The 13,983-nt window shown below is 39.4% G+C and carries 13 protein-coding genes; 7 read left to right on the plus strand and 6 right to left on the minus strand.

Features of this window, described 5'->3' with window-relative positions:
- The first annotated feature begins 436 nt into the window (after positions 1-436).
- The 4 genes from ACOWPH_RS26565 (at position 437) to ACOWPH_RS26580 (ending at position 3,813) form a co-directional block, all read left to right on the plus strand.
- Complete coding sequence (locus ACOWPH_RS26565; protein WP_042464585.1) at positions 437-949, plus strand: hypothetical protein; 513 nt, start codon at positions 437-439, stop codon at positions 947-949.
- A gap of 30 nt (positions 950-979) precedes the next feature.
- Complete coding sequence (locus ACOWPH_RS26570) at positions 980-1,360, plus strand: DUF423 domain-containing protein (RefSeq protein ID WP_042464587.1); 381 nt, start codon at positions 980-982, stop codon at positions 1,358-1,360.
- Positions 1,361-1,509: 149 nt separating this feature from the next.
- Positions 1,510-2,268 (plus strand): ATP-binding cassette domain-containing protein, encoded by a 759-nt coding sequence (locus ACOWPH_RS26575; RefSeq protein ID WP_015213113.1) that lies wholly within the window; start codon positions 1,510-1,512, stop codon positions 2,266-2,268.
- A gap of 15 nt (positions 2,269-2,283) precedes the next feature.
- The gene (locus ACOWPH_RS26580) at positions 2,284-3,813 is read left to right on the plus strand and encodes a glycine betaine ABC transporter substrate-binding protein (protein WP_015213114.1); all 1,530 of its coding nucleotides are present in this window, start codon (positions 2,284-2,286) and stop codon (positions 3,811-3,813) included.
- Between the two features lie 54 nt (positions 3,814-3,867).
- Here ACOWPH_RS26580 and ACOWPH_RS26585 read toward each other — a convergent pair whose 3' ends face one another.
- The 5 genes from ACOWPH_RS26585 to ACOWPH_RS26605 form a co-directional block, all read right to left on the minus strand.
- Positions 3,868-4,230 (minus strand): hypothetical protein, encoded by a 363-nt coding sequence (locus ACOWPH_RS26585; RefSeq protein WP_015213115.1) that lies wholly within the window; start codon positions 4,228-4,230, stop codon positions 3,868-3,870.
- An 88-nt stretch (positions 4,231-4,318) separates the two neighbouring features.
- Positions 4,319-4,813: a DUF427 domain-containing protein gene (locus ACOWPH_RS26590; RefSeq protein WP_015213116.1), complete on the minus strand. Its 495-nt coding sequence runs from the start codon at positions 4,811-4,813 to the stop codon at positions 4,319-4,321.
- A 60-nt stretch (positions 4,814-4,873) separates the two neighbouring features.
- On the minus strand, positions 4,874-5,851 hold the full coding sequence (gene egtD, locus ACOWPH_RS26595; protein ID WP_015213117.1) for an L-histidine N(alpha)-methyltransferase: 978 nt from the start codon (positions 5,849-5,851) through the stop codon (positions 4,874-4,876).
- A 97-nt stretch (positions 5,852-5,948) separates the two neighbouring features.
- Complete coding sequence (gene ovoA / locus ACOWPH_RS26600; RefSeq protein ID WP_015213118.1) at positions 5,949-7,304, minus strand: 5-histidylcysteine sulfoxide synthase; 1,356 nt, start codon at positions 7,302-7,304, stop codon at positions 5,949-5,951.
- Positions 7,305-7,414: 110 nt separating this feature from the next.
- Positions 7,415-8,602 carry an FtsW/RodA/SpoVE family cell cycle protein gene (locus tag ACOWPH_RS26605; protein WP_015213119.1) on the minus strand — a complete coding sequence of 396 codons (1,188 nt, stop codon included), beginning with the start codon at positions 8,600-8,602 and terminating at the stop codon, positions 7,415-7,417.
- Between the two features lie 180 nt (positions 8,603-8,782).
- Between ACOWPH_RS26605 and ACOWPH_RS26610 the strand changes: the two genes are divergently transcribed.
- Together ACOWPH_RS26610 and ACOWPH_RS26615 are read left to right on the plus strand one after the other, a co-directional pair.
- Positions 8,783-10,627: a CHASE2 domain-containing protein gene (locus ACOWPH_RS26610; RefSeq protein WP_015213120.1), complete on the plus strand. Its 1,845-nt coding sequence runs from the start codon at positions 8,783-8,785 to the stop codon at positions 10,625-10,627.
- Between the two features lie 873 nt (positions 10,628-11,500).
- Entirely contained in the window at positions 11,501-11,884 is a 384-nt protein-coding gene (locus ACOWPH_RS26615) for a hypothetical protein (protein WP_015213121.1), read from the plus strand.
- Positions 11,885-12,228: 344 nt separating this feature from the next.
- Here ACOWPH_RS26615 and ACOWPH_RS26620 read toward each other — a convergent pair whose 3' ends face one another.
- Complete coding sequence (locus ACOWPH_RS26620; protein ID WP_015213122.1) at positions 12,229-13,413, minus strand: NAD(P)H-quinone oxidoreductase subunit H; 1,185 nt, start codon at positions 13,411-13,413, stop codon at positions 12,229-12,231.
- A gap of 420 nt (positions 13,414-13,833) precedes the next feature.
- On the opposite strand from ACOWPH_RS26620, the gene ACOWPH_RS26625 reads away from it, so the two are divergent.
- Positions 13,834-13,959 (plus strand): hypothetical protein, encoded by a 126-nt coding sequence (locus ACOWPH_RS26625; protein ID WP_015213123.1) that lies wholly within the window; start codon positions 13,834-13,836, stop codon positions 13,957-13,959.
- Positions 13,960-13,983: the final 24 nt, after the last annotated feature.

Raw genomic sequence — 13,983 nt, forward strand, 5'->3', positions numbered from 1 at the left:
GACTTCCAAATCAAAACATATCCCAAAATTTCTTGTGGTGCAGGCCGAAAAGCCTGCTAAAAATAGAAGGACGGGCAAGATGCCCATCCCACAAGATTGGATCATCTTTTTTGTGGAGTTCTCTTATAGTCTGATTAAGGATTTTCAAGGTTAATGGTTTTTTGATTAATCAGAATTATAGGGTTTTCGGTTGAGTGATATACAAGAAACCCAACTCCATTATCACTGTAGGGAGGAGACTATGATGTATCTCCTTCAAGTGCATACCACTGTATCAATAGTAAACAATTAAACAAAACCGAAGATATCCGTAGCGTCTACTAATTGCTGCTGTATATTAAAATACTTTCGACAGATTTGTGAAAATATGACTGGAAGCTGGGCGCTAGTGAGGTTAAAATCGCAAACAAGGTCTAACTCTGAAGTAAAACTAACTATGAAGACGGCTGAAAAATTGGCTGCTGGTTGGCTGCTCACACTCGGATTCATGTTTTTAACGATATCAGTCTCAGCAGTAATTACAAAAAATACTACACTCAAGCCAATTTTGCCAGGTATAGATGATCAAGGTTTGGTGAAAGATTTTGTTAATCACGAAGCTCTTAACCAGCTGGATAATACAGCTACACAAGGTATAATGTTTGGCATTCCTACCGCAGTATTGGGAGGATGGTTAGCTTTGGGATTGTATAAGCAAAGCAAACAAAATAAAAAGGCGATTAATCAACAGATGAATGAACATTTGCGATCGCTAGAGCAAGCGAAATTATCGCAATTTTATCAAATGCTACAAGAGAATCAAGGACGAGTCACTCTGCTAGGCTTTGCCATGCAGTCCCAATTACCAGCAACCGAAGCCAAAGAATATTTAGATGCAAAAGCTAAAGAATTCAATGCAAATTTTCAGGTTAACGAAGAAGGAGGCGTATCATATCATTTTGATGTGTAAAGTACCAACACCAATTTACGCCTAAGTATGATGACGCAGATTTTTTTGACTGTAGCTGCCATTTTTGGCGGTTTGTCTGTTGCTGGTGGTGCTTTTGGCGCTCATGCTTTGCGGGAAAAAATCAGCGATCGCGCTTTAGAAATCTTCGATACTGGCGCTCGCTATCAAATGTACCACGCTCTAGCACTCTTGTTTGTCGCCATGCTCATGAGTCGCATACCCTCTCCACCATTAACCTTGGTAGCCAGTGGTTGGTTATTTATAGCTGGTGTGGTTATTTTTTCAGGTAGCTTATATGCCATCAGCTTAACAGGTATCAAATCCTTGGGTGCGATCGCACCTTTAGGAGGCATATCATTGATGGCTGGTTGGGGTATTTTAGCTTTTGCTGCTGCAACTATCAAGTTTTAATAAATAGCTCAATATAAATTCTTGTGGTGCGGGCATCTTGCCCGCTAATAATACAAGGACGGGCAGGATGCCCATCCCACACGATTGGATCATCTTTTTTAGTAATCTTATAAAAGTTCAAATCTCAACTAGTACACAAAATATTTTAAATGTCTCCAACATCAGAAATCGCCGTTGAGTTTCGGGATGTCAGTTTTAAGATTAATCGCCATTTTCTATTATCCCACTTAAATCTCACCATTTACCAAGGGGAAGCCCTTGTCTTACTCGGACGCAGTGGTAGCGGTAAAACAACCACCTTAAAATTAATCAATCATTTGCTGATTCCTACCCAAGGGCAGGTTTTTGTTAACAATCGTCCTACAACTGAATGGGATGGGATTAAACTGCGGCGGCAAATCGGTTATGTGATCCAAGACATTGGTTTATTTCCCCACTTTAGCGTCAAAGAAAACATCGCCCTCGTTCCTTCTTTAGAAAAATGGACACAATGCCAAATTGAGACGCGAGTTTATGAAATGTTAAACTTGGTGGGTTTAGACCCGGAAACATTCGCCCAGCGCTATCCCTATCAACTATCCGGAGGTCAGCGTCAGCGAGTAGGTGTGGCCAGGGCCTTAGCTGCCGACCCGCCTGTATTATTGATGGATGAACCTTTTGGCGCACTTGACCCCATCACCCGTTTAGAATTACAACAACAGTTTCACCATTTGCAAAAGCAACTGGGGAAAACAGTGGTATTTGTTACCCACGACATTCAAGAAGCATTCTTCCTTGGTACTCGAATTGGGTTAATGTATGAGGGTAATTTAGTTTTCTTGGGTACGAGAGCAGAATTTCTTCAATCTCAACATCCAGAGGCCAAGGCTTTTATTGCTTGTTTAAATGCTTGGGAAAAAAGTGCTTAATTTAAGGATTTAACCTTGTTTTTAATCCAATACGCCCCCGAAATCCTTCTTCGTACAGGTGAACATTTAGTTTTAGTTGCGATCGCCATGTTGGTGGCTATCTCCATCGGCATCCCTTTAGGCATTTTCATCACTCGCCAGCCGAAACTCGCCCAACCCATTCTCGGTGTCGCTAACGCCCTCCAAACCATTCCCAGTTTAGCCATCTTTGGTTTCCTCATTTCTGTGCCATTTCTAGGGGGAATTGGCAAAATTCCCGCTATTGTCGCCTTGACTCTCTACGCTTTGCTTCCCCTCATTCGTAATACTTATATAGGCATTAATAACGTCGATTCAGCCATTCGAGAAGCTGGCAAAGGCATGGGAATGACAGATTGGCAATTGCTATTTCAGGTAGAAATTCCCCTAGCATCAGGCGTGATTTTGGCAGGAGTCAGAGTAGCAACAGTAATCTCTGTGGGAATTGCCACCATTGCCGCAGCGATCGGTGGTGGGGGATTGGGAGTATTTATTTTTCGAGGTATTTCTACAGTTAATAATCAATTAATTTTAGCAGGAGCAATACCCGCAGCTTTCATCGCTTTAGGGGCAGATTTATCTTTAGGATGGGTAGAAAAAAAATTAACAGAACAAAGAGATAAAAAAGTTAAAATTAATCGCAAATTTACCGTTGCTATGGGGATATTAACCTTACTAGCAGCGGGATTAATAGCCTTTAATTATCAACAAACACCACCAACAATTATTATCGGCTCAAAAAATTTTACTGAACAATTTATCTTAGGAGAATTATTAGCTCAACAAATAGAGTCTCACACAAAATTAAAAGTTGATCGCCGCTTCAATTTAGGGGGAACTTTTATTTGTCATGAAGCTGTAAAAACAGGACAAATTGCTGGCTATGTGGAATATACAGGAACATCCTTAACAGCCGTATTGAAACAAAAACCTATTAGTAATTCTCAAGTCGTCTATGAGAAAGTGAAACAGGAATACGACCAGAAATTTAAATTAGAAGTTATGCAGCCTTTGGGATTTAATAACACCTTTGCTATGATTATCCGAGGGGAAGATGCCAAACGTCTTAATATTAAAACTCTTTCAGAAGCAGCTAAATATACTCCTCAATTACAAGCAGGTTTTGGCTATGAATTTCTGGAACGAGAAGATGGTTATCCAGGTTTAGCTAAAACCTATGGCTTAAAGTTTGCAAACACAAAACAAATGGAATTAGGATTGATGTATCAAGCTTTAAAAGAAAAAAAAGTAGATTTGATAGCAGCAAATTCTACAGATGGCTTGATTCCGGTTCTCAATTTAGTGATTTTAGAAGATGATAAAAGTTATTTTCCTCCCTATCAAGCTATCCCTATTTTTAATCAAGCAACACTGAAAAAATATCCAGAGTTACGAACATCAATTAATCAATTAGCAGGTTTAGTTTCCACTGAAGAAATGCAAAAGATGAATTATCAAGTAGATAATAAATCTCGTCCTGTAGAACAAGTTGTTAATGAATTTCTCAAGTCTAAATCTAAATTATGACTTCCATCTGAATAAGTAGCATTAAATTGTTAGTTTTTAACCAAACATAAACAGTTATCTTTCAGCTACATTAGCAGCAATTAATGCTTCTCGATACAGCCAGGCTTCTCTTGCTGTTTTAAAACCTTTCATCCATGTATCTTCGCTTTTCCCTTTAATCCGATAGCCTACTTCCCAAGTATCTTTTGGTTCTCTTTCAAAGAAATATTTTATTTTATAAAGCATTACTGGCTGGGCAAAATCATTTCCACAATCTTTGTCATCTTCTATTTCAGTTTTATTATCTTCTCTAATACCGTAAAAACGACGCTTTTCTTTGTTTATGTGAACTTCTACAATATCACCCAAATGATTAGAGTGTAAAATGATGACTCCAGCTTCTGTGACAGTATGATGTTTGGGGTTAATACTAGACATTCCCTCTTATCCTGTAATGTTTAAAACATTCCTATCATATCATTTCCACTTGAATACTGACGATTTGAATTAGTTCAATTCTCATCATCTACCACCATTTTGTTCCTGGTTCACCTTTAAAAGGTCCAACAATATCAGAAGTAATCCATCCACCGTAGAAATCACCCGGTTGAGGCTTGACTAGTTCATCGTTTACATAGCAAGCATCCATTAAATTTGCATAAAAACTATAGTATTCTTGAATGCCTACAAAATCAGGACTTGGTTGAATATATCGCCAAGCAGCATAATTGATATATTTATCACCTACAGATATATTGTAATATTGACACCAGCCTTTCCATTCACACCAAGTTTTTTTAGGTGTTTCTATCAAATGTTCTAGTTTAATGTCTTCACCAGGGATGTAATACACTGGTGGATGGCTAGTTTCTAAGACTCTTTTAGCTTTCTGGGTTTCTCCTAAAATAATTTCATTAAAAATCACTTTGAGATGTTTATCAGTATCTTCTAAAATTGCTGGACGGGGATAATCCCAAACTGATTCTTGACCTGGTTGTGGGGGAATAGGATTTGGTTTCATTATTAGTAATTGCCTCTTTTAAGTGTTAATTTCAACGTTAAAAAATTCTCATTAATTAATTCATTCAACTTGGCAAAGAATCAATCCAAACCACTGTTTTTCATCTGTCCATATTTTCACAGTTTTCAGTCCTTGGATTTCGAGTTGTTTTTGCATATTTGTTAAATCAAACTTGCGAGAAATTTCTGTAAGGATGCTTTCTCCAGCTTGAAAAGAAACCTTTAAATTGAGAATGTCTAGGGATACAGAATGACTTTCTTGGCAATGGAGATACATTTCAATTTGATTATCTACCTGATTATAAATCGCTTGATGTTTAAACAAATTAATGTCAAAATCACCTTGAAAACGCCAATTCAGATGAGAAAGCATATTCAAATTAAAAGCAGCAGTAACTTCTTGACTATCGTTATAAGCTGCTTCTAATATATCCTTGGGTTTTTGTAAATCCATACCCAGCAAAAAATAGTCCCCAGAGTTTAGGGTTTGGGCAACTTGGCTTAAAAAATCATCAGATTCTTGTGAACTAAAATTACCTATAGAACTTCCTAGAAAAAAGAGCATCCGTGATTGCAAATAATTAGATTCCAGATGAACTAAAGCTTGTTCATAAGTTCCTAATAATCCATGAATTGTAAAATCAGGATATTTTTGTTGTAATTGTAAAACGCTATTTTTAAGAATTCCCCCACTGACATCAATAGGTAAATATGTACAGGAACCGGCAATTTTTTGATAAGCATCTAATAAAAGACGAGTTTTAGTAGAACTACCACTACCTAATTCTATTAATTCACAACAACCTGTAATTTGAGCGATTTCGTCAGCATATTGATTTAAAATCCATGCTTCTGTGCGAGTTGGATAATATTCAGGTAAATCGCAGATTTTTTCAAATAGCTCAGAACCATAATCGTCATAAAAATATTTAGCGGGTAAACTTTTAGAAACTTGAGTTAATCCTTGAATAACATCTGCACCATCATTGTTTAAATCTTGATAGTGATCATCAAGAATTGTCAAAGGTTTAATTAGCATTTTTTAATTCCTGATATTTTTTGTTTGAACAACAACCATGTAAAACAGACCTGACTATTTAATTCTCTCTGCGACTCTGCGTGAAAAAAAATCTAAATTAAACAACATTCTGAGCAATTCTAAAACCAACGTGCTGATAAAAATAAGGACGAAACCAATTCCGATAGGATGGTAATGCCATTGAACCATTAGTAGCCCAAGAACCACCGAGCATCATCTGATGTTTACCATCAAAAAATGGTGCAGATTGGTCTTCATAAAGGGGATGAGTTTTAAATCCTGGTAGGGGGTAAAATGTGTTTTCTAACCATTCCCAGACATTTCCTCGTAAATCAAAAAGACCAGATGCACTGTTGGCTGGTGTGAACATTCCCACCGGATTGGGGGAAATAAATTGTAAATTGAGATTACAATGAGTTGATAAGCAGTTACCTTCAGATATTAGCAAGGCTTGATTCCATTCTGCTTCGCTCATCAAGCGTATGTTTGAGCCTTTCCAGCGACAAAATGCGATCGCTTCATAGTGGTTAACTTCCACCGGCCAGTCAAGGGGTAAGTCCATTTCATCGAATGTAGCTCGATAGCGATAGCCATCTGATGTAGGTAGCCAAAATTTAGGGTGTTGGACTTGATAAAGTTGCTGCCATTGCCAAGATTCAGCGTTCCAGCAATCTCGATTATTGTAGCCACCCGCTTGCACAAACTCTAAAAATTCCCTGTTTGTCACCAGATATTGACTAGCTAAAAATGGTTTTACCTCTACTTCCAGATGTCCATATTCACTATCCCAACCGTAAGTTAAATCATGATCAGGTTTGCCCAATTGCACCACACCCTCAGGAATTTCCCGCATTTCATTGTTAGGAATAATATCACTATTAGCAAGTGCATAATTCCATCCAGGGGGGCATTTCAGGCTATCAAGCGGCAATTGACGCAGCAGCATAGAAGAGGTTTCAAAGTGAATGCGGCTGTGTTCTATCCCCATTAATAAAGCCCAGAGAGGATGCTGTTGATGAATCGGCAGATGTATGGGAGTGGTTTGGATTACCTTTGTAATTTCTTCTCTAGCTTTGTCTCGATATTGCCAAACTTTTTCCACATCAGGCCAGCAAATCCCTTTTATAGCTGCATCTAATTCTGTTGGAGTTTCAGGATCAACTCCAATTTCAAACAGGGTTTCATATTGTGGATGAATGCGATCTGCTATTAAACCAACCTGAATTAACTTATTGATATAAAAAACAGCAGAGTGACCGAGATAAAAAATGAGACAATTTCTTAAAGGGTCAGGATTCAGATAGAAACTTTGGGGATCAACTAAACTTTGCAGAAGTTTTTCTTCAATTTCCCAAGAATCCTCAAAGTATGTAAGTAGGGTTTGTTGACTGCAATGATCGAGTCTGGGGACTTGAGCAGATGTCATTCTATTAATTGTGGGAATTGTAGGCATGACATTAATTGAGTTTTGCAAAAGCGCAATCGCATGATTTGATATCTGTCTTCATGTATCCCATCTTGTTGCGCTTTTACTGTTTTTTTTATAAAAACTTTAGACTTAATCTAAAATATCCGTCTTTTACGTCCATTATCGGGCTGCGTTGTCCGCAAAGGCACGACCTCCGCCTCACTACTCTCTCTGGCTACTCTAATCAGCAACGCAGCAGCTACCAAACTGGCAATCATCGAATTACCACCATAACTAAACATAGGCAAAGGCAAACCGGTAGTTGGCAGCGCACCTGTAGCCACACCAATATGCAGTAATGACTGTCCAATCAAAACCACCGTGATGCCAATTGCCACTAACCGATGAATAGTATTTTTGGCCTTGAATGCTACAATTAGTCCCAAAGTAGCGAATACAGCTAAAAGTAATAACAGCAACATACTACCAATAAAGCCAAATTCCTCAGCAAATATTGCAAATATAAAATCAGTATCTTGAATTGGTAAATAAAACAGCTTTTGTTGAGAAAGTCCAAATCCAACTCCCCAAGTTTTACCCGAACCTACTGCTAATAAACTCTGTACTAATTGATAACCATCTCCTGTAGCATCAGCCCAGGGATTGAGAAAAGACATCACTCGTCTACGTTGATATTCTTTGATGCTAATACTCAATAATGCTAATACCACCCCACCAAGGGCTGTTCCTCCCAAGTATTTGGATGGTATTCCAGCAGCTAAAGCAATTAACCAAATAGTCATTCCGCACAGTGCTGTTGTACTTAAGTTAGGTTGGGCAAGGATTCCTAACAGTACAAGACAGAAGACACCTAACCAAGAGAGTCGAACCCCCCAGCTTAATCTTTCCCACTGACCGAAAAGCCTAGCACTTTGCAGAACTAAAAAGGGTTTAATCAATTCTGATGGTTGGATGGGAATTGGCCCCACTGCTATCCACCTGGCTGCGTCAAATGCCTTTTTTCCTAATCCAGGAATTAGGGTGACGAAAATTAACCCTAAAAACAGCAACAAAAACCAATGAGATACCCCCAGAACTTTCCGTAAGGGGAGATTAACAATAATGTTGAAGATTATTAATGAAACTAATACCCAAATGATTTGACGCTTAAAATAGTACATCCCGTCACCATGTCGTTCATCAGCTACGGGATAGGATGCTGAAAATAGGACGATTAAGCCGCAAAACAACCAAATCATCGTTAACCAGCGCAATAACCGTGCCTCTATTGCCCAAGTGGCAACGGAACTATCAAAAATTGGAATTAATTGGCGTAGATTCACAGCGTCTTATTTGGGTAGGAATAATAAGTTATTTTAGGTTTTAGTCGGTCTACTTCTGTGCTATCAGAAGAATACCGATTAAATGTAGATGCGGAGAGACTTTCCGCAGGGTATCGCAAAAACGCAAAGGACGAGAAGATAAGAAAGAAGGAAGGAAGAAGGAAGAAGATAGCTAATTTTATGCGAGATGTTCGGAAATACCTACGACATTCTTTAAATAAAAAATATTTACTGAATCCTTATATATTGACTGCTCTTGTCTCAATTGGATTATGGCAAGTAGGGACTTGGACTAGTTTAGAGTTACTAGGATTTAATTTATTGTTTCGCACACGCAACTATTTACCTCATCCGAGTTGGGATTCACGGATTGCCGTGATTGGGATTGATGATGCGACATTACGCCAGTATGGGCAGTTTCCATTATCGCGCGATCGCTATACTCAATTGTTAGAAACCCTAGAAGCCTCTCCTCCAGCCGTTATCGGCTTTGATATTCTATTTACAGATCCTACCAGTCACGATGCCGCACTAGCCGAAGCAATGGCAATAAATGGTCAGGTTGTCTTAGCAATCGCCCCCAATTTACACAAACAGACCTTGCGTCCAGTGCCAATTTTAGATCGCGTCACCAGCAAAGGCCACATTGTCAACAATGTCGATTTGGATGGAGTCACACGTAAATACTCCCTCTACATCAATCAAGTTCCCTCCCTCGGCATCATGTTGTTACAAGGATACAACAATAGCTTGCAACAGACCTTTACAGCAGACACCACCAAGCCTACAAAGCCACAAATTGCCTTACCACCCATGCAATTGGGAGTAACAACACAATCAGTTTTGATTAACTGGTTAGGACAAACTCAGCAAGATCAAGGAATCCTTACCTATTCCTTTGCTGATGTCATCCAGAAAAAAGTAGATACAGCCAAACTCAAAAACAAAATTATTTTAGTCGGATTAACCGCCACCGGAGCCAACGATTCCTTAAAAACCCCCTTCGATCAAATACCACCAACATCTGGTGTCTACCTACACGCTGCCTTGATTGATAATCTACTTAACAACCGACTACTGCAAAGATTGCCCAGGCAATTTGAACTCTTATTATTATTCGGATTTGGCCTCGGTTCTACTCTGATACTAGCCCCTTTAACATTTCCTAAACGCGCTCTTGTTATAGCCCTGCTGCCTTTTGCCTGGTTCAATCTATCAGTTTTAGCTCTCACTATCTCCAACCTCTGGTTGCCAATCGCTGCTCCCATTAGCACAATCTTCTTAGCTGCCTTAACTGTGCAATGGCAAGAACAAAAAGAAAAACAACAATTGATGAGTTTATTTGCACGTCATGTTTCCCAGGAAACAGCAACATTAATTTGGCAAAACCGGGCAGATATTTTTCAAAATGGTCAATTAGAAGCTAAAGAAATGGTAGCAACGGTTTTATTTACCGACATTCGGGGTTTTACCTCAATTTCTGAGGATATGAAACCACGCGAGTTGCTCGACTGGTTAAACTTATACCTGGGTGCAATGGCTGAGTGCATTCAAGAGCATCATGGAGTAGTCGATAAATTTATTGGTGATGCCGTAATGGCTGTTTTTGGCATTCCCTTTCCCCACACCTGCTCAGAAGAAATTCAACAAGATGCCATTGATGCTGTCTCTGCCGCCATATCTATGCAGAAAAGATTAGTACTATTAAATCAGGAATTAGAACGGCTAGGCAAGCCTGTTATTAGCATCGGTATTGGCATTCATACAGGTCTGATAGTTGCTGGCAGCGTTGGTGGATCTCAAAGATTAAATTATTCCGTATTGGGAGATGCTGTCAATATTGCATCTCGATTGGAACAACTCAACAAAAATACAGACTGGTATAATCCTCAAAACATCTTAATCAGTGAAACAACATTCCATCTCATCAAAAAGCATTTTCATGCCCAAAAAATAGAGCAGTTAAATCTACGTGGACGGCACCAATTAACAATGATTTATTCGGTTATTGGATTAATAGATTAATTTCATCAAAACTAATTTAATTAGGTAAATATCATCAACTGCATATAGCATTTTCTAGTCTAATGAAGTACAAAAATATCTGTGTTCATCTGCGTCCATTTGCGTTTAATTATTACTGCTTGTACCTTACTTATAGCCTTTCCCACTCTAGTTAGATACAAAATTACCCCTCCCCAACCCTCCCCTTGGTAAAGGGCTACGGTGTACACACAAGTCCTAAAAACCTAGCTTGATAAGACTTTCCTCGTTCCCAGTCTCCGACTGGGAATGCATTCTTTGAGTCTCTGACTCAATGCCAGATTGGAGGCAGAGCCTCAATGAGCAGCATTCCCATGCAGAGCATGGGAACGAGATAAAATTCTTCAAAGTCCCCCTTAAAAAGGGGGATTTAGGGGGATCGGATCACGTTTAGCATCCTGTCTAGAGATGTGTGTACACCGTAGGGTAAAGGGAGAGTGCGCGACAGCGCGGGTGGGGTGTATTTCATAAGATTGGGAATTGCTATAATAGGACTTACGCACGAGTTACGGAATATCGTTCGCGTAGCGTGCCGTAGGCATACCGCAGAGGACACAGAGAACACGGAGAAATAAGAGTTTGAGGGTTTTTTGCGTAAGTCCTACTTAAATGGAAATCGCTATATACCAAAACGGATAAAAATCTAGCTCTTCCTTTCCGCCTCCAGCATAGCTGTCTCCTGTCTCCATAGCACTAAATTCCGATAATTTTACATTGATCACTAAAATTGTGGTAAAAAAATAAAGCTGCTTACTATAAATACAGTAATTTCTACTCGATTAAAACGGGTTCAAAACCTCCGTGGATTCAACATTTTTTTAGTTATCTAAACATCTATAACTATTTGGTGAGTACGTGAATAGGTATCTGATTACAGGAATAGTCACAACTGTTTTATGGGAAACTTTATCGTGCCAGGCTTGGTCTCAGCCACCCTCTTGCATTGCTAAAAGCCTGCCTGAGGTTAGCAACTCTCTCAATAGTTTTCGCAAGAAAGAAGTTATTGTCATTGGAAAAATACCAGAACATCCATACGTGGTTATTGTTCCTGGCAACTCATATAAGTTGTTAAACAGTGTCAGAAGCTATGTTGCTGACGCATTTATCGCACAGCATAAGCTAGGTGCTTATATATACGCTGGCGGATCTTCATATAGAGAAAAGGCAGAGTGCTTGTCTCATGTGTTGAAGTCGCGGGGTTTAGATGCACGAGTTGTCTATTTTCCCAAAAAAAATTAACTGGAGAAACTTATGAAAACAGTAAGCCATAAAAGTCTTTGGGTTAGGGCTAGGAGTCAGGAGTCAGGAGGAAGAATCAGAAGAGAAGAATAGTCTTGAATCTTGTCAAGTGATAGGTTTTTGGTAGTTTTAACGCTTATTCCTTACACTTGATTCACCTTTTTAAGCTTCAAACTCTTGATATATCTGAGTTTTAGATTTATGTGCCGTTAGGCACGTTCCGCGAACAGCAGGCTTTAATTAAAGCATTTATAGCTATTATGTTTTGTTATTAGCTGCATAGGAACGTACATGGGTACGTCCCTACATAATCACCAATTAGTGCCGCTGACCGTAGGTATCAGTTATCTATCTACAGATCCCATGATTACGTCAATACTACCGAGAATGACCACAATATCAGCAACCTTCATCCCACGCAATAAATGAGGAAGAATTTGCAAGTTATTGAAGTCTGCTGGGCGAATTTTCCACCGCCAGGGGAAAACATTATTATCACCCACTAAATAAATTCCCAGTTCACCTTTTCCACTTTCTACACGGGCATAGATTTCACCTGTGGGAATTTTAAAGGAAGGTGAAACTTTTTTACCAATGAATTGATAATCAAAAGCATCCCACTCAGATTTTTTCCCGGCCATTAAGCGTTTAGCTTCTAGGTTTTCGTAGGGTCCACCGGGTAAACCTTGAATAGCTTGTTTAATGATTTTTACCGATTCGCGCATTTCTCGCATCCGCACCATGTAACGGGCGAGACAATCACCGGTTGTTTCCCACTGTACATCCCAATCGAAATCATCGTAACATTCATAGTGGTCTACTTTTCGCAAATCCCACTTCACCCCAGAAGCACGTAACATGGGGCCAGAAAGTCCCCAATTAATTGCTTCTTCGCGGGTAATTGTGCCAATACCTTCAATACGTCGGCGGAAGATGGGGTTATTGGTAACTAGACGTTCGTACTCATCAACTTTGGGGATGAAATACTCGCAGAAATCTAAACACTTATCTACCCAACCATAGGGTAAATCAGCAGCTACACCACCAACGCGGAAGTAGTTGTTGTTTACCATGCGATAACCTGTGGCAGCTTCCCACAAATCATAAATCATCTCCCGTTCCCGGAATTGATAGAAGAAGGGAGTTTGTGCGCCAACGTCAGCTAGGAAGGGGCCAAACCATAGCAAGTGGTTAGCAATGCGGTTTAGTTCCAGCATAATCACGCGAATGTAGCTGGCGCGTTTGGGAACTGCGACACCTGCTAATTTTTCCGGTGCGTTCACTGTAACCGCTTCGTTGAACATCCCCGCAGCATAGTCCCAACGGCTGACGTAGGGGACATACATGATGTTTGAGCGGTTTTCGGCAATTTTCTCCATTCCCCTGTGCAGGTAGCCAATGACTGGTTCACAGTCAACGACATCCTCACCATCCAGTGTCATAATTAGCCGCAGAACTCCGTGCATTGAGGGATGATGAGGCCCCATATTTAGCACCATTGGTTCAGTGCGGGTTTCGATTCTACTCATAGATTTGCTGTTCTCCCGTTATGGATGTGAATTAAACCGCCAAGATGCTAACCAGACAAAATTTGTAATATCTACCAAAATTCAGCTTGTAGAGATAATTTCTGTGTTGTCCCTACAGGGTTATGTTGGAGAGGATAGCAGGGTCGGACTTCGTACTTGATGATTTATTGTGTTGCACTTCTTAGATTATTATAGGGATCTGGCGATTCATGGGATTGAGACTCCAGAATTTTTTTCCATGTGTCTGAGGGGGTAGGAGTGGAAAAAATATTGGATAAGTGGTATTGACTGAACTCTAGTTACATCAATTGGTTCGTGATTTTGCTGATTTTTTACTGGTAGCTAGATAGATTTAATTTATAATTAGCCAAGTTAAATTCTATAGCTCATACAATTTCACTTTAATAATGAGACAAATACATGGGTAGGGGTTTAGCATTGCTCACAAGTGCCAACTTAATTTTATTAACAGTTTATTCTAAATCTGATCAAGAGGATATTTATATAGTTACTATTCAAGGAATTATAGAAGATATTATGGAATAAACGTTGCGGTTCGTTACCTTAACC

The sequence above is a fragment of the Anabaena sp. PCC 7938 genome, assembly GCF_049315035.1.
Taxonomy (GTDB): domain Bacteria; phylum Cyanobacteriota; class Cyanobacteriia; order Cyanobacteriales; family Nostocaceae; genus Anabaena; species Anabaena cylindrica.